Source organism: Eubacterium limosum, assembly GCF_000807675.2.
Taxonomy (GTDB): Bacteria; Bacillota; Clostridia; order Eubacteriales; family Eubacteriaceae; genus Eubacterium; species Eubacterium limosum.
The window spans coordinates 1,117,358-1,131,432 of sequence record NZ_CP019962.1; the positions used below are offsets into that span (position 1 = coordinate 1,117,358).

16 protein-coding genes and 3 other RNA genes are annotated in these 14,075 nt (G+C 49.0%); 17 read left to right on the top strand and 2 right to left on the bottom strand.

The window, feature by feature from the left end; all coding sequences use genetic code 11:
* Positions 1 to 3: 3 nt before the first annotated feature.
* The 8 genes from pylB to B2M23_RS05190 all read left to right on the top strand — a co-directional run bounded on the left by pylB (position 4) and on the right by B2M23_RS05190 (position 7,754).
* Positions 4 to 1,056, top strand: a complete 1,053-nt coding sequence (gene pylB / locus B2M23_RS05155) for a methylornithine synthase PylB (RefSeq protein WP_038352113.1) — start codon at positions 4 to 6, stop codon at positions 1,054 to 1,056.
* On the top strand, positions 1,056 to 2,195 hold the full coding sequence (gene pylC, locus B2M23_RS05160; protein ID WP_038352112.1) for a 3-methylornithine--L-lysine ligase PylC: 1,140 nt from the start codon (positions 1,056 to 1,058) through the stop codon (positions 2,193 to 2,195). The genes pylB and pylC overlap by 1 nt, the downstream gene beginning before the upstream one ends.
* The gene (gene pylD / locus B2M23_RS05165) at positions 2,192 to 2,977 is read left to right on the top strand and encodes a 3-methylornithyl-N6-L-lysine dehydrogenase PylD (RefSeq protein WP_038352111.1); all 786 of its coding nucleotides are present in this window, start codon (positions 2,192 to 2,194) and stop codon (positions 2,975 to 2,977) included. The genes pylC and pylD overlap by 4 nt, the downstream gene beginning before the upstream one ends.
* A gap of 11 nt (positions 2,978 to 2,988) precedes the next feature.
* Positions 2,989 to 3,348: a pyrrolysine--tRNA(Pyl) ligase small subunit gene (pylSn, locus tag B2M23_RS05170; protein WP_052237210.1), complete on the top strand. Its 360-nt coding sequence runs from the start codon at positions 2,989 to 2,991 to the stop codon at positions 3,346 to 3,348.
* A gap of 155 nt (positions 3,349 to 3,503) precedes the next feature.
* The gene (locus tag B2M23_RS05175) at positions 3,504 to 4,856 is read left to right on the top strand and encodes a uroporphyrinogen decarboxylase family protein (RefSeq protein WP_038352110.1); all 1,353 of its coding nucleotides are present in this window, start codon (positions 3,504 to 3,506) and stop codon (positions 4,854 to 4,856) included.
* Positions 4,857 to 5,774 (top strand): CobW family GTP-binding protein, encoded by a 918-nt coding sequence (locus B2M23_RS05180; RefSeq protein ID WP_038352109.1) that lies wholly within the window; start codon positions 4,857 to 4,859, stop codon positions 5,772 to 5,774.
* Positions 5,775 to 5,796: 22 nt separating this feature from the next.
* A complete protein-coding gene (locus tag B2M23_RS05185) occupies positions 5,797 to 7,050 on the top strand; it encodes an ammonium transporter (RefSeq protein ID WP_038352108.1) in 1,254 nt (417 codons plus the stop codon).
* Positions 7,051 to 7,415: 365 nt separating this feature from the next.
* Complete coding sequence (locus B2M23_RS05190) at positions 7,416 to 7,754, top strand: P-II family nitrogen regulator (RefSeq protein WP_038352107.1); 339 nt, start codon at positions 7,416 to 7,418, stop codon at positions 7,752 to 7,754.
* A gap of 1,280 nt (positions 7,755 to 9,034) precedes the next feature.
* On the opposite strand, the gene B2M23_RS05195 is transcribed toward B2M23_RS05190, so the two are convergent.
* Positions 9,035 to 9,409: a helix-turn-helix domain-containing protein gene (locus B2M23_RS05195; protein ID WP_052237209.1), complete on the bottom strand. Its 375-nt coding sequence runs from the start codon at positions 9,407 to 9,409 to the stop codon at positions 9,035 to 9,037.
* 182 nt (positions 9,410 to 9,591) lie between these two features.
* Here B2M23_RS05195 and B2M23_RS05200 point away from each other — a divergent pair, with 182 nt between their 5' ends.
* The 4 genes from B2M23_RS05200 to B2M23_RS05215 all read left to right on the top strand — a co-directional run bounded on the left by B2M23_RS05200 (position 9,592) and on the right by B2M23_RS05215 (position 10,383).
* Positions 9,592 to 9,804, top strand: a complete 213-nt coding sequence (locus tag B2M23_RS05200) for a helix-turn-helix domain-containing protein (RefSeq protein ID WP_038352106.1) — start codon at positions 9,592 to 9,594, stop codon at positions 9,802 to 9,804.
* Between the two features lie 13 nt (positions 9,805 to 9,817).
* The gene (locus tag B2M23_RS05205; RefSeq protein ID WP_038352105.1) at positions 9,818 to 10,024 is read left to right on the top strand and encodes a hypothetical protein; all 207 of its coding nucleotides are present in this window, start codon (positions 9,818 to 9,820) and stop codon (positions 10,022 to 10,024) included.
* Positions 10,023 to 10,088, top strand: an RNA gene (locus B2M23_RS05210) — hammerhead ribozyme type II. The genes B2M23_RS05205 and B2M23_RS05210 overlap by 2 nt, the downstream gene beginning before the upstream one ends.
* A gap of 10 nt (positions 10,089 to 10,098) precedes the next feature.
* Complete coding sequence (locus B2M23_RS05215) at positions 10,099 to 10,383, top strand: hypothetical protein (RefSeq protein WP_038352104.1); 285 nt, start codon at positions 10,099 to 10,101, stop codon at positions 10,381 to 10,383.
* On the opposite strand, the gene B2M23_RS05220 is transcribed toward B2M23_RS05215, so the two are convergent.
* Entirely contained in the window at positions 10,362 to 10,568 is a 207-nt protein-coding gene (locus tag B2M23_RS05220; RefSeq protein WP_038352103.1) for a hypothetical protein, read from the bottom strand. The genes B2M23_RS05215 and B2M23_RS05220 overlap by 22 nt on opposite strands.
* 84 nt (positions 10,569 to 10,652) lie before the next feature.
* Here B2M23_RS05220 and B2M23_RS05225 point away from each other — a divergent pair.
* From B2M23_RS05225 to B2M23_RS05245, 5 genes are all read left to right on the top strand, one after another.
* Positions 10,653 to 10,718: hammerhead ribozyme type II (locus B2M23_RS05225), an RNA gene on the top strand.
* 10 nt (positions 10,719 to 10,728) lie between these two features.
* Complete coding sequence (locus B2M23_RS05230) at positions 10,729 to 10,944, top strand: hypothetical protein (protein WP_038352102.1); 216 nt, start codon at positions 10,729 to 10,731, stop codon at positions 10,942 to 10,944.
* An 18-nt stretch (positions 10,945 to 10,962) separates the two neighbouring features.
* Positions 10,963 to 11,029: hammerhead ribozyme type II (locus B2M23_RS05235), an RNA gene on the top strand.
* 17 nt (positions 11,030 to 11,046) lie between these two features.
* Positions 11,047 to 13,059, top strand: a complete 2,013-nt coding sequence (locus tag B2M23_RS05240) for a Mu transposase C-terminal domain-containing protein (RefSeq protein WP_038352101.1) — start codon at positions 11,047 to 11,049, stop codon at positions 13,057 to 13,059.
* A 32-nt stretch (positions 13,060 to 13,091) separates the two neighbouring features.
* Positions 13,092 to 14,012 carry an AAA family ATPase gene (locus tag B2M23_RS05245; RefSeq protein ID WP_038352100.1) on the top strand — a complete coding sequence of 307 codons (921 nt, stop codon included), beginning with the start codon at positions 13,092 to 13,094 and terminating at the stop codon, positions 14,010 to 14,012.
* Positions 14,013 to 14,075: the final 63 nt, after the last annotated feature.

Here is a 14,075-nt window from a genome sequence, read left to right on the forward strand (position 1 = left end):
CTTATGAAAACAACGAAAGAAATTTTAAATAAATCCTTGGAAGGGCGCAGGCTGGACCGCGACGAGGTGGTTTTGCTTTTAAATCAAAGGGAGCCAGAGGTGGTGAATGAAATTTTCACAGCGGCGCGGACGCTGCGGGGGCGCTATTTCGGAAATCACATTTTTGCTTACGGCTTTGTGTATTTTTCCACCTACTGCCGCAATGAGTGCAGCTTCTGCTTTTACAGAAAGAGCAACACCGAGCCGCCCCGCTACCGGAAGACTACAGAGGAGATCACCGCCCTGTCAAAGGCTCTGGCAGATTCCGGCGTGCATCTCATCGACCTGACCATGGGTGAGGACAATGCTTTTTTAAAGAAACCGCAGCGGCTCATAGAGGTGGTGGACAGGGTGAAGACTGCCACCGGCCTGCCGGTGATGATCTCGCCGGGCCAGGTGAGCGAGGCGACCATCGATGCCCTTAAAAAAGCAGGTGTTACCTGGTATGCCCTGTACCAGGAAACCTATGACCGAGCCCTGTATAAGAAAATGCGGCTGAAGCAGGACTACGACGCCCGAATGAACATTAAAAAATACGCCCGCTCCCGCGGGCTGCTGGTGGAGGAAGGCCTGCTGACCGGCATCGGCGACACGGTGGAGAGCCGGGCGGACGCAATGATGGCCATGGGAGACATCGGGGTGTCCCAGGTGCGGACCATGACCTTTGTGCCGCAGAGAGGCACGCCCCTCGAAAAGCGCCGCACCGGCGGCAGCGTCAATGAGCTGCTGAACATCAGCGTCATGCGTCTGCTCTACCCCGACAAGCTCATCCCCGCCTCGCTGGACGTGGAGGGGCTCGTGGGGCTGAAGGAACGGCTCATGGCCGGGGCCAATGTCATCACCTCGCTCATCCCGCCCAAAACCGGGCTGGCGGGCGTTTCCCAGAGCGAGCTGGACATTGACGACGGCAGCCGGTCCGTTGACGGGGTGCTGCCAGAGCTGGAAAAATGCGGGCTGCGCCTGGCGACAAGGGACGAATACCAGGCCTATATTGATCGGGAAATGGCGGTGTCCTGATGGTTGTTTTAATCATTGGAGGAAAGCTCCAGGGAACAGAAGCCGTTTATCTGGCAAAAAAAGCCGGGTATAGAACTTGGCTGGTGGACAAAAATGTCATGGCGCCGGCCTCGAAGCTGTGCGATAAGTTTTTCTGCATCGACGCCCTGGAGCGGCGGACCATGCTGAAGCTTTACAGAAACGCGGACATCGTGATCCCTGCTGTGGAAAACAAGGCGGTGCTGGAGGCCCTCGGCCGTTACAGCGCCGCGGCGGGGACGCCCTTGGTCTTTGACGCGCAGGCCTACGCCTTGTCCTCGTCCAAACGAAAGTCGGACCGGTTCTTTATGGAAAACAAAATCCCGGCGCCAAAGCCCTATCCCGGCTGCGCTTACCCGGTCATTGTCAAGCCCAGCGGCAGAAGCGGCAGCGAGGGCGTGGCAAAGCTCTACTCAGAAAAAGAGCTGGAAGCCTGCCCCTGTTATCTGAGCGGCGATTACGTCATTCAGGAATATCTGGAGGGGCGTTCCTTTTCAATTGAGGTCATCGGCCGCGGCTCAAGCTACAATATGCTCCAGGTGACAGAGATCATCGTGGACAGCCGCTACGACTGCAAGCAGGTGGTGGCGCCGGCCATGATCTCCGAAGAGATCGAGGCGTCCTTTTACCAGATCGCCTTAAATCTGGCCGAGGCCCTCAAAATAAACGGTATTTTTGATATCGAGGTTATTCTGGACAATGGGCAGCTCAAGGTGCTGGAAATCGACGCCCGGCTGCCAAGCCAGACACCCATCAGTGTTTATCACTCCACCGGCGTCAACATGGTCGGGCTGATGGCCGACGCTGCTCTGGGCCGGGTGAAGCCGGTGCACGTCAGGGCGCGGCGGGTTTGCCTGCTGCAGCAGGTGACCGTGACCCCAGACGGCGCCACAATCCTCGGCGAAAGGATTATGGCGGACGCCGGGCCGCTGAGTGTGATCAGGGGCTTCTTTGGCGCAGATGAAGCGCTGACAGATTACAGTGCGGAAAAAAACTGCTGGGAGGCAACCCTTATAATCACGGGAAAAACAGAAACGCATGCCCGTGCCCGGCTGGCACAGGTCATGAAAAATATCAGAAAAAGTACACGCGAAAGCGAATTGCAGGAGGCCATCGGATGACACGTTTAGCGGAATCAGATATCAATACCATCAGCCACAGCTTAGAGAGCTGCGATAAAATTCTAAAAAAACAGACAGGGAAAGGTCTTTTTGAGCTGGGCTGCTACGCGGCCGGCAGAGCGCTGGATTTCTCCAGACTGAAGGTGGCGGCTGTTCCCGTGACCACGGGAATCGGAATTATCAGCGGATTCTGTGACACCGTGGCGAGCATTCTCCGCTATCTCGGCGCAAAGGCCTATGTCACGGAGAAAAGCGATGTGGCGGGCATGGAGGAGGCCTGTTCCAGGAGGACGGATATTCTCTTCATGGCGGACGACGATGCCTTTGGGGCTTTCAATGTAAAAAAAGGAATCCACTCTGACAACGGCAGCGCCACGGGAAGGAGCTTTGCGGCGGCGCTGGAGCTCGCGGCCGGCATCTGCGGCGAGCCGGTGCTGGTGCTGGGCGCAGGGCCGGTAGGCCGCGCGGCGGTCCAGTATTTCCTGGAGAAAAAGGCCAGAGTCTTCATCTATGATTTGGATATTTACAGAGCCGGGCGGCTGAAAGAGGAATTTCCGACAGTCATTATGCTGGATGAATGGCAGAATCGCACCTGGACCCGGATTCTGGACGCCACCACTGCCGGCCATTTTATTCCTCGGGCTGCCGTCAACGGCGAAACCGTCATCGCAGCTCCGGGCATGCCCCTGGGCGTGCCGCCAGAGACCGCCGGAAAATGCGCAAAGGTGATCCACAACACCCTGGAGCTGGGCGTGGCGGCCATGCTGTGCGAGGTCGTGTAGAGAGGAGCGCTATGGAAGAAATAAAAAATACAGCGGAAAAGAAAAATCCCAGCGACCGGGAAAAGCTGAAAAAGCGTTATATCCAGAAAAGCCAGAGTATCTACCGGACCGTCTCGAAGATTAAGCTATGGCCCGCGCGTTCCGGGGTGCTGCACAGCGTGAAGGCCATTGAGCGCAGGGGAAGCCTGACCACCATCACCACCTACTGCGGCGAGACCTTTACCGTCTGGGATTCCAAAAACAGCCGTAGCGCCCGGTGGCTCAGAAACCGCTGGTATAAAGAGCCCTGCCCCAGATGCGGCATACCGGACTGGAAGCTGTCCAAGTACTTGACCACGGTTTTCAGCCATATGAAAAACGGAAAGATATAAAATAATTCTATTTTAAAACAATAAAAAATAAATATTTGACTATAAAATAAATGTATGTTATTATATAAAACAAGTTATCAAAGGCGATAAACGGATTATCCGTTTATCGCCTTTTACTTTTTGCAAAAAAGCAAAGCTTATTTACGGAGGAAAAAATGAGTAAAGACCTGATTTTAAAAACCCTGAAACATGAAAAAATCGATGCGGTGCCGTGGGTGCCTTTTTCCGGAGTACACGCCGGATTTTTAAAGGGCTACACGGCCAGAGAAGTGCTGACTGACAGGGATAAGCTGTTTGAATCCCTGCAGGAGGTGCATAAAATGTACACACCTGACGGCATGCCCATTATGTTTGATCTTCAGATAGAGGCCGAAATCATGGGGTGCGGCCTGCTCTGGGCAGAGGACAATCCGCCATCTGTCACTACCCACCCCTACGAAGGCAAGGAAAAGAAAATTCCCTGTGCCTGTAAAATTCCAAAGAAAACCGATGGCCGTATCCCCATGGTGCTGGACGTCATGCAGCGGTCAAAGGAGGCCTTTGGCGGCGACACAGCCCTGTACGGCTTGATCTGTGGCCCGGCGACCCTGGCCTCGCACCTCCGAGGCAACGACTTTTTTATGGATATCATCAAGGATAAGGAATTTGCAGCGGAAATGTTTTCCTACTGCTGTGAGGTGGCCATCGCTATGGCCGGCTACTACATCGACGCGGGCATGGACGTCATCGCGGTGGTTGACCCCATCATCAGCCAGATCGCGCCAAAGGCCATCGAAAAGCTATTCCTAGAGGCTTACCAGACCGTCTTTGACTATATCCGCAGCCGGGGCGCTCTCAGCAGCTTCTTTGTCTGCGGCGACGCCACCATTCAGCTGGATGTCATGTGCCGCACCCACGCCGACGGCCTGTCGGTGGACGAGAACGTCGATCTGGCGGCGGCCAAAAAAATCACAGACGGTTACGGCATTGCCGTCGGCGGCAATATCCCGCTGACCACGGTCATGCTCTTTGGGACACAGCAGGATAACATGAAATATGTGGTGGAGCTGCTGGACACAGTGGACCACGAAAACCTCATCGTGAGCCCGGGCTGCGACATGCCCTACAACGTGCCCGTGGACAACACCATCGCCTGTGTGCAGGCGGTTAAAAACACCGATAAAGTCCGCGAGATGATCGCCAACTACGAGGCCGTCGACACCCTCGGCGATGTTGAGCTGCCGGATTACGGCAAGCTGGAAAAACCCTTCATCGAGGTCTTTACCCTGGACCCGGTACAGTGCGCGGCATGCACCTACATGACCTCAGCGGCAGAAGTCGCCAGAGAGGAATACGGCGATAAAATTGACTTCGCGGTCTACAAATACTGCGTAAAGGAGGACATCGCGCGAACCCAGAAAATGGGCGTCCAGCACCTGCCGTCCATCTATATTAACGGCGAGCTGAAATGGTCCTCCATCATTCCAAGCCGTGAGGAGATGCTGGCGGCTGTGGAAAAAGCCTTTTAAATGAAGCTGGTACTGCTGACCGGTTTTCTGGGCGCAGGGAAAACGACTTTTCTAAACCATCTGTTCAAGGAATTTAAAGATCAGAAAATCGGTGTTCTGATGAATGAGTTTGGCGAGAAAAGTGTGGACAGCGCCCTGATCCACGGCGAGAATTTTGATTTGCTGGAGCTGACCGGCGGCTCAGTTTTCTGCGCCTGCCTCAGGGAAAATTTTATCAGAGGGCTGGCAGAGCTCAGAGATTATGATCTGGAGTATGTCTTTGTGGAGTCCTCCGGCGTGGCCGATCCCTCCAACATGGGTGTGATTCTGGAAATGGTCAGAAAGCTGAGCGGCAAGAGCTATGATTACCGGGGCTCTCTGTGCATTGTGGACGCCCTGTATTTTGAGGAGACCTTCGAGGTGGTGCCGACACTCAAAAAACAGCTGGTCTGTGCCAGCGCGGTCATCATCAATAAGACAGATCTTCAGACAGGCGAAAAAATCAAAGCCGTCAGAGACAGAATAAAGGAGGTAAACCCCGGAGCTGAGCTGCTTGAAGCCGCCTTCTGCGACGTGCCCATCAAGCCCCTTCTGGAGCGCCGCAGAGCATTCCCGGCGCCAGGGGAAACCGTGAATACCTGGGAATCCCGGCCAAAAACCATCATGCTGACAACAGAAGCTCAGGTGGATGACATAGCCCTTGAAAATTTTCTGAATCGCGTCGTCCCCTCGGCCTACCGCGTCAAGGGCTTTGCGAAAACTAGACGCGGCCCCGTTGAGGTCAGCGGCGTCAACGATCGGGTAGAAATTCACCTCTGGAATAAACCGGTCGAAAAGACAGAGATCGTCGTGATCTCGTCTGTTGGAATTAAAATAATCAGTCTGGCGTTGGCTGCATGGAAAGAATATCTGGGCGGCGCGCCCCTTGATTTAAAATAAATAACGAAAAGAGGAAATTGAAATGTTTAATACAGGAGATATCGCGTTTGTTCTGATCTGCACCATCCTTGTGTTTTTCATGACACCGGGCCTCAGCCTGTTTTACGCTGGAATGGTGCGCCGGAAAAATACGCTCAATACCATCATGTCCACGGTTTTTTGCTGCGGACTGGCCATTGTCATGTGGTTTGTCTGCGGATACTCCCTGTCCTTCGGACCGGATGTCGGCGGTCTCGGGATCATCGGGGATTTCAGCAACGTCTTTTTTAACGGCGTGTCCGCCTTTGAGGCTGGGCCTTATGTGGACAATATTCCCGGGGCGCTGTTTGCTTTTTTCCAGCTCATGTTCTGTGTCATCACCCCGGCCATTATCGTGGGCTCTCTGTCCGGCAGAATGCGCTTTCCGGCAACCTTTGTCTTTGTGGGCGTCTGGCTGTTGCTGGTGTATTATCCGCTAGCTCATATGGTATGGGGCGACGGCGGACTCATCGACGGCTTCGGCGCTGTGGACTTTGCCGGCGGCAATGTCATCCACATCAGCTCAGGTGTCTCCGGCCTGGTGGCTTGTATCATTCTGGGCGCCAGAAAGGGCTACGGCATCAAGGAGTACCATCCCCACAACATCCCCATGTTTTTCACCGGGGCGGCTGTCCTGTGGGCCGGCTGGTTTGCCTTTAACGGCGGCTGCGCCTTGGGGGCAAATGAGCTGGCCATCCAGGCGGTTGTGAATACAGGAATCTCCTCAGCGGCGGCTATGCTGTCATGGATGTTCATCGAAGCCCTGCTCTACAAAAAAGTGACGCTCATGGGCTCTGTCACCGGCGCGATCGTCGGCCTGGTCGCCATCACGCCGGGTGCAGGCTTTGTGCCCTTTTGGTCCGCCATCATCATCGGCGCGCTGGTCAGCCCGATCTGCTACTTTGCCATGACGAAAGTCAAGGCAAAATTTGGCTATGACGATTCGCTGGACGCCTTTGGCTGTCACGGTGTCGGGGGAATCTGGGGCGGCATCGCGACCGGTATTTTCGCCCAGTCCGCCATCAACCCCGTTGCCCAGTGGAACGGCCTGGCCTTTGGCGATTACCACCTGTTCCTAGCCCAGCTAGGCGCTATTCTGATCTCCGTGGCTTACTCCGCCGTGGTCACCGCCATCATCATGCTGGTGCTCAAGAAGGTCATGAAGGTCCGCGCATCCCTCGAAGACGAAGCCCTCGGCCTGGACATCACCGAACACGCCGAGCAGGCATATCCGGCCTTCTCAGGCATCGACCAATGATCTGACCGTCGAAAATGGTTGAACTGCTGAGTTATTTGCTTTGTTTAGTTCGGTCACTTATGAGAAATAAGCTCCCTCACTAGCCAAAGCAGACGCCTTGCATTTTAACCATTTTCTAGCTCAGAAAAGCTGAGTCCGGTTTCCAGTGGAAACCGGCAGCGAGTAAGGAGCGTAAGCGGACGAGTGATAACGAAGCAAACGCATTTTTCCCAGGAAGGTATCCTGTCAGAAGAGAAGAGCTTTTAGGGGAAAATGTGGTCCTTGCTTTTAATGGCGGAAATTTTCCCCATTAATATAAATTCTAGTCTAGTCATTACCCGGCAATGGTGACTTAAAACCCACATTGCCGGAGAAAGGATGATGTTATGAAACAGATTGAAGCCATTATCCGTCCAGAGAAGCTTGAGCCTTTGAAGGATGCGTTTTTTAAATATAAAATCCATGGAATGAATGTCCGTCAGGTCCTGGGCTGCGGCAGCCAGATGGGCTGGGTCGCCCATAACCGCGGGTCTAAGGTGATGATGAACATGCTCCCAAAGGTCGAGGTGAAAATTGTGGTGCCGGACGATAAGGTGGACGCGGTGGTCAGGGTCATTCTAGAAACCGTGAGAACCGGAGAGATCGGCGACGGAAAGATTTTTGTCAAACCAGTTGAGGAGTGTATCCGCATCCGTACCGGGCAGCGTGACGATGACGCACTGTAAATGATAGTGACTACCGCTTAATGCGGTAGTTCTTTTAAATTACTAAAAAAACAGTACGGCGTTCATTATCGTTTGTTAAGATAAGGTAGCTGGTAAAAAGTAGAGATGCTGCATTGGCAGACTAAGGCTACAGCATGGAAAGCAAAAAGTTTATTTAAATATTGAATGGTGATAAAAAGATTTGTAGTTAAAGGATAGATTGATTCTCAGTGAAAATTAGATGAATCACAAGGTCTAAAACATAAAACACACAAGCAACAAACCCTAAAGAAAAGCAAGCATTTCAAAGCATTCACAATTTTTCAAGAACAAACGAATAAATATATGTATGAGATTTATTATTTTAATATTAATATTTTTTGGGGGTTTAAAAATTTTATAATTTATGTACATTATTAGAAATTATCAAAGACAAAAAAGTGGATTGTCTTTTACGCATAAGTCAATTAAATATATAGTAAATTGGAATTGAGTATAGTATAATATGGATATAAAAAAGAAAAAAATATGATACTAGATTGATACCAAAAAGAGAAATACTAGAAAATTAGTAGATGAGGAAACGCTAGATATTGCTTTTAATAGAGATAATGCACACGATATATAGTAAAGAGTATGTTGGTTTATTGAATGGGAATAAAAAAGAATAGCGAAAGACTTTGTGTAGAATGTAAATTAGTTTATTTAAGACATAAGTACTGCTTGATAAATTATTGTTCGAATTTTATTTAATATAGTAGCTTATTATTCAGGCTGTCTGTTAATTTACATGCAGAACACAAAACCGTGAAAAGGCGTGAAAAGAAGGGAAGAAACGTGGAAAGGCTGAATATAAGCGGGGTTATGGTGTAAAGGAAAGTGAAAAAGTGGGAGAAGTGAAAAGGGCGATTGTAAAAAAAGGCGAGCATTTGAACGGTCAAGAAATTGGCCGATTTTTTATTTTTTGTAAAGTATTTAAATAGCGTTTAAATAATGATAAAAAAACGCTGAAATGTTGTTAAAATGGGCAAGTACAGAATGCGAGATAGGCCAACGATGTTAAAATTCTGATAGAAATCACTATTAAAATCAACAGTATGCCTCGATAGAAGAAAGAAATTTTGATTTGTTAAGATATAGAAGCATTCAAAAGCCCTTAAATAGGCGTTTAAAGGCTTTTGATAAACGTAAAAAATAGTGGCGCAACCAAGCAACTAAAAGCAAAATTACAAACAACTGGTTGCGTGTTCATACTTATGAACAAAATATCAAAAAAAATTATTTGTTTGGGTTAAAGCATATTATTCGGCCACCATGAAATTTTCATATTCATAACTAGAAGTTTTATCACGTAACAGTTTATAAAGGTCTCCTTTTAAGATAACTTTATCTTCATAGGATAGCTTTCTCCATTGAGTAATAATTTCTTTTTCCTCAGTACTTAAAGAAAAACCGATATCGGTAGTTTTGCTGTCATCCTCTCCAAAAAGAAGAAAATTTGGTGATACTGCGAAAATATCGCATAGTTGCATTATTTGTTCTAATGTAGGTTTTGATTTATTATTTTTCCAATCAGTTAAAGGACTTTTTTTCAAGTTTAATAGTTTCCCCAGCTCCTTTCCAGTCATGTTCCTTTCATCTATTAAATTCAAAATTCTGTTAATAATTTCATTCAATATTAAAACCTCCTAAATGCGAATTATACGCAAATACAGCTTGACATTGCGAAAATATCGCATTATAATATAGTCATACTAATGAACTGTTGAATTCATTATACCGAATTTTTTAAGAAATGTATATGAAAACAAAATGAAAGGTAGGCAGATTTAAGACTGCCAGTTAGGGAGGTGTTAGGATGCCGAAAACAACCAATCAATTAACTGATTTTGGAAAATGGGTTAAAAAGGTTTTAATTGACAAAGAAATGACTGTTTCAGAGCTTGCAAAAGCCATAGGGTATTCTCAAACAATGGTTTCTAAGGTGATTCATGGAGAACGTCCTGGGCATCGTTGTCGTGCGGAAATTACGAAATATTTATCTTCTTTAGATATTGACAAAGTATCGTGAAGGGAGGGAGAACATGAAGGGAAAAACAATTTTTATCAGTCTCGTTCTTGGTTTAATCCTTTGGATACCAGCAGTACAGTACGCATGTAATCAGAGAGCTGTTTTTGGCATCGGCTCAGAAATCCTCCTGCCTTTCATGTTCGTGGGTGGGGCCTATTTTATGCTTGATGTTTTTGACACGGTGAAGAATTGGTACTGGTATTACCGAAAAAAGAAGTAGTCGAAACGGCGGGAAATCGCCGTCTGTCGGGAATGGCCGCCCGGCACTGAAGAGACAGGCTAGAAAGGATAAAAATGTTTTTTAAAACAGGTGATTTTGTGCAGCTAGCGAATAAGCATGTATTTGAAGTGGTGTACGCTGATGAAAAAAAGGCTGTTTGCTTATTTCTGCACGGGGGTAAAAAGCGTGGATATTTTTATAGCGATCATACAGCGGTTATCGCAAATGAGGTTCGATATTACAAAAATGCTCATTGGCTAAAAAAGATTCCCAAAATAGATAAAATCAACGAACTATCTTGGGAACCTTTAGAGACACAACTTAATTATACAATTGGTCAAGAAACTTTGTGGGCATAAACTTCCACTTCGTAATCGCAACCGTCTTTAAAAAAGTTGTGAAGGAGTTGATCCACTTCATAAACAGGGCCACCAGCACTTAAGGATACTTGTTCGCCAATTTTTGGCAGGCGCTTAACAGAGCGCGATTTGTTCACAGATTTTTTACCATCTTTAAGATGAAAAAATACTTTTGTACCAGACATTTTCCAGACTCCTTTCCTGTTATTTCAGCGTTGCAGGCTGATACTATTAGTGTAACAGGATCTAAGCGGAATGTAAAATAACATAGTCGAAACGGCGGGAAACCGCCGTCTGCCGGGAATGGCCGCCCGACACTGATGAGACTGGCTAGAGAGGATAAAAATGATTAAAGAAGGACACATCCATTTAGACTACAAGGAAAACAGTGATCCAACATTAGACCTCGATGCGGATAGCATGGAAGAAATTGTCGTAATGGTTGGAATTATTTTAGAAAAGGTCGGAGCCTTATTCAGCGATGACCGTGCGTCTTTTGACATTTATAAAGATTTTATACTTGGGAAAATTTATTCACTTGAAGAGGGTGAACATATGTAAAAAGAGGTAGCCCCCAAATGTCGAAACGGCGGGAAACTGCCGTCTGCCGAGGGCTGACCACCCGGTACTGATGAGACAGGTCGATGAAAGGCAGGTGATACAGTGGAATGTTTAACGGTCAAACAAGTTGCAGATATTAAAGGCTGTTCACAACAATACATTAGAAAAATAATCGGGCAAGGAAAAATAACTGCTATTGAAGCTGAAGAGCCAATTAACCATCGTGTTCAATATCTGATTCCCATTGAAACATTGCCTGAGGATATTCGTCAGAAATACTATACCAGTATTGCCACAGATGGCCCGCCGGTTCCGATTCCGAAAGAAAAGGCGGAAAAGAAGGAGAAGCCCAAAGCCAATAAGCCTTTTGAAGCCTATAACCAGAAAGAGCGTGAGGAAATTATGCAGTGGTGTGAGATTTTGGAATTATGGCAGCAAAAGCGTAACTGCTTTGAATCAAAGGTAGAGGGAGATCGAAACGTGGTCGGGTACCTGAAATGTGAGTACCCGGACAAGCAGATTTCTGTGGATATTCTCTACCGGAAATATGCGGCGTACAAAGCCGGTGATTTCGGCGGTCTTCTGGATGGCCGGGGCGGCTGGAACCGCGGTAAGAGCGCAGTACCAGAAGTCTTATTTCTCCAGTTTCTCTACTTTTATCTTGATGATCGGCAGCCAGCAGTGAGCGTTTGCTATCGGGCCACCGTTGATGCAGCTAAAGAACTGTATCCGGAGATGGTGGCTCAGTTTCCAAGTGAACAGAGCTTTCGGCGCAAGCTGAAAAAGGAAGTACCAGAAGCCGTAGTACGATATATGCGCTTGGGCGAAAAAGAATGCTTCGATAAAGCGGCACCATATATTGAACGTTGGTATGATGATACTGAAGCCAATGACGTCTGGATCGCGGATAACCATACCTGGGATGTGATGGTGATGCGGGATGATGGCAGCGAGGTCGTGCATCGCATGTACCTGACGGCTTTTCTGGATGCCAAGAGCGGCGTCCTGACCGGCTGGAACGTAACCGACAATCCCTGCTCGGACAGCACGATCTTTGCCCTGCGTCATGGAATACTGCGGCACGGCATTCCCAGGGTCTGCTACTTTGACAATGGGACCGAGTTCCTGACCTACGACATCGCAGGCCGGGGACACCGGACCCGGAAAAGCCAGCGGGATGTACCCAAGCCGGAAACCATTCTGGCAAAGCTGGGCATTGAGATGAAAAACGCCATTGTCCGAAACGCCAAGGCCAAGCCCATTGAGCGGACCTTCTCCACCTTAAAGGAGCATATTTCCAAGCTTCTGACCGGGTACTGCGGCGGGAAGCCATCGGAACGGCCTGAAAGCCTGAAGCGCCAACTGAAAAACGGCAATATCCCGGTTGACAGTGAATTCCGAGAGATTATTGACACGTTGATTGAAGGCCAGTACAATCAGGAACCTTACGGAGGAACTGAAAAAGCGTATCAAGGCATGAGCCGCCTGGAAGTCTGGAACGAAAGCATCCAACATACCGTCCAGCGCATTGCCAGCGAAGAGGATCTGAACCTGATGCTCATGCGAAACACAAGGTACCAGACTGTAGGGCGTAACGGGGTCAAGGTTGAGATCGCCGGAGAAAAACTTTGGTATAGCAACGCAGAAACCTGGCAGCATGTCGGCGATAAAGTCTACGTGCGCTATGATCCAACGGATTTAAAAACCGTCCGAGTTTACGATCTGGAAGACCGTTTCCTTTATACCTGCGAACTGGAACGCGAGCTGCTGCTGAACTTCATTGAAGATGATGTGGATGCGCTGGCCGATGCCAATGAAAAAGTCCGCGCCAGAAAGAAAGCCATCCGGAACTATGCCAAAGGCATCACGGATCGGCTGCCCGCAGAATATAAAATAGACATGCTTGATCTGAGCATCCGTAAGGCCAAGCTTGCCCGCGAGGGTGTGAACATTGCACAGTCCAGCGTGATTGAACCCATCCGGATTGATCCGGCCAAGGAAACCGACCATCTGCAGGAGCTGCCCATGGCCTCCGGTGCGGACAACGTGGTATCCATTGATATCGAGCGCATGAACGCCCGGGCAGAAATGCGAAAAAGAAATAAAAGAAGATAATCGGCGGGGGTGCCGAAATGAAAGGAGCAATAATGAAACCACTGAGTGAGGAACAAAAAAAGGTATTGGAACAATTTGACCAGCTTGCAAAAACCGAGGGAAGCCAGAACAAGGCCTGCCAGAAGGTTGGCATCAGTAGTGCCATTATATCCGGCATCCGCAGCGGGAAATATGAGGGCGATGCGGATAAGCAGATACAAAAGCTGCAGGACTATTTTTCCGTGAAGGATGAAGCCGTTGAAAGCTACGTCAACAGCGGCTACGTGGAAACCAGCATCTCAAAAAAGGTGTATGGCTATATCCGAAACGCACAGATCAAGGGCGGCCTGATCGCCCTATCCGGGGACGCCGGGATTGGAAAGACCCAGGCGATCCGGAAATATGTACACGATCATCCCTATGATACGATCTGGATCACCGCAAACCCCTGTTTAAACAGCGTTAAACCCGTTTTAAAAGCCCTTTGCCGGGAGTTGAACGTCATCGCCCGAACCAATGATGATATGTACATTGGCATCCAGGACAAGCTGCGGGACGGGATGGTGCTGGTATTCGATGAGGCCCAGCATCTGCACCTGAAGACCATTGAGGTGCTGCGGGGCTTTTCAGACTATTTCTCAGATAACGGCATGACCCTGGGGATCATCTTTATCGGGAATGTCGAAACCATTAATAAGTTTGGCGGCAAGCAGGAGGCCGTATTCCACCAGATCAGCAACCGCACCAAACAGAAACCCGTGCTCAAGGCCACGGACATCACTCGGGAAGACATTGAGCAGCTTTTTCCAGAGATTGCGGCGGAAGCATCCTCCGTGGATTTTCTCTGGGGCATTGCCCAGAGCGCCCAGGCGATCCGTGGGGCCACCAACCTGTACAGCAACGCCTTTGACAATGGGGATACCAGCTATGAAGGGCTGGTTGCCATGGCGAAACATATGGAAATGCGCTTATAACGGATGGGGCTTCGGCCCCACCCCTATCAAATGCAGGCAAGGCCGGTCACAACCCCGGAAAAA

Bases quoted from the DNA above. Each gene is read 5' to 3' on its own strand.
- pylB (WP_038352113.1), top strand. From the start codon at position 4: ATGAAAACAACGAAAGAAATTTTAAATAAATCCTTGGAAGGGCGCAGG.
- B2M23_RS05200 (WP_038352106.1), top strand. From the start codon at position 9,592: ATGCCGAAAACAACCAATCAATTAACTGATTTTGGAAAATGGGTTAAA.
- B2M23_RS05190 (WP_038352107.1), top strand. From the start codon at position 7,416: ATGAAACAGATTGAAGCCATTATCCGTCCAGAGAAGCTTGAGCCTTTG.
- B2M23_RS05215 (WP_038352104.1), top strand. From the start codon at position 10,099: ATGTTTTTTAAAACAGGTGATTTTGTGCAGCTAGCGAATAAGCATGTA.
- B2M23_RS05185 (WP_038352108.1), top strand. From the start codon at position 5,797: ATGTTTAATACAGGAGATATCGCGTTTGTTCTGATCTGCACCATCCTT.
- pylD (WP_038352111.1), top strand. From the start codon at position 2,192: ATGACACGTTTAGCGGAATCAGATATCAATACCATCAGCCACAGCTTA.
- B2M23_RS05220 (WP_038352103.1), bottom strand. From the start codon at position 10,568: ATGTCTGGTACAAAAGTATTTTTTCATCTTAAAGATGGTAAAAAATCT.
- B2M23_RS05180 (WP_038352109.1), top strand. From the start codon at position 4,857: ATGAAGCTGGTACTGCTGACCGGTTTTCTGGGCGCAGGGAAAACGACT.
- pylSn (WP_052237210.1), top strand. From the start codon at position 2,989: ATGGAAGAAATAAAAAATACAGCGGAAAAGAAAAATCCCAGCGACCGG.
- B2M23_RS05205 (WP_038352105.1), top strand. From the start codon at position 9,818: ATGAAGGGAAAAACAATTTTTATCAGTCTCGTTCTTGGTTTAATCCTT.
- pylC (WP_038352112.1), top strand. From the start codon at position 1,056: ATGGTTGTTTTAATCATTGGAGGAAAGCTCCAGGGAACAGAAGCCGTT.
- B2M23_RS05175 (WP_038352110.1), top strand. From the start codon at position 3,504: ATGAGTAAAGACCTGATTTTAAAAACCCTGAAACATGAAAAAATCGAT.
- B2M23_RS05245 (WP_038352100.1), top strand. From the start codon at position 13,092: ATGAAACCACTGAGTGAGGAACAAAAAAAGGTATTGGAACAATTTGAC.
- B2M23_RS05230 (WP_038352102.1), top strand. From the start codon at position 10,729: ATGATTAAAGAAGGACACATCCATTTAGACTACAAGGAAAACAGTGAT.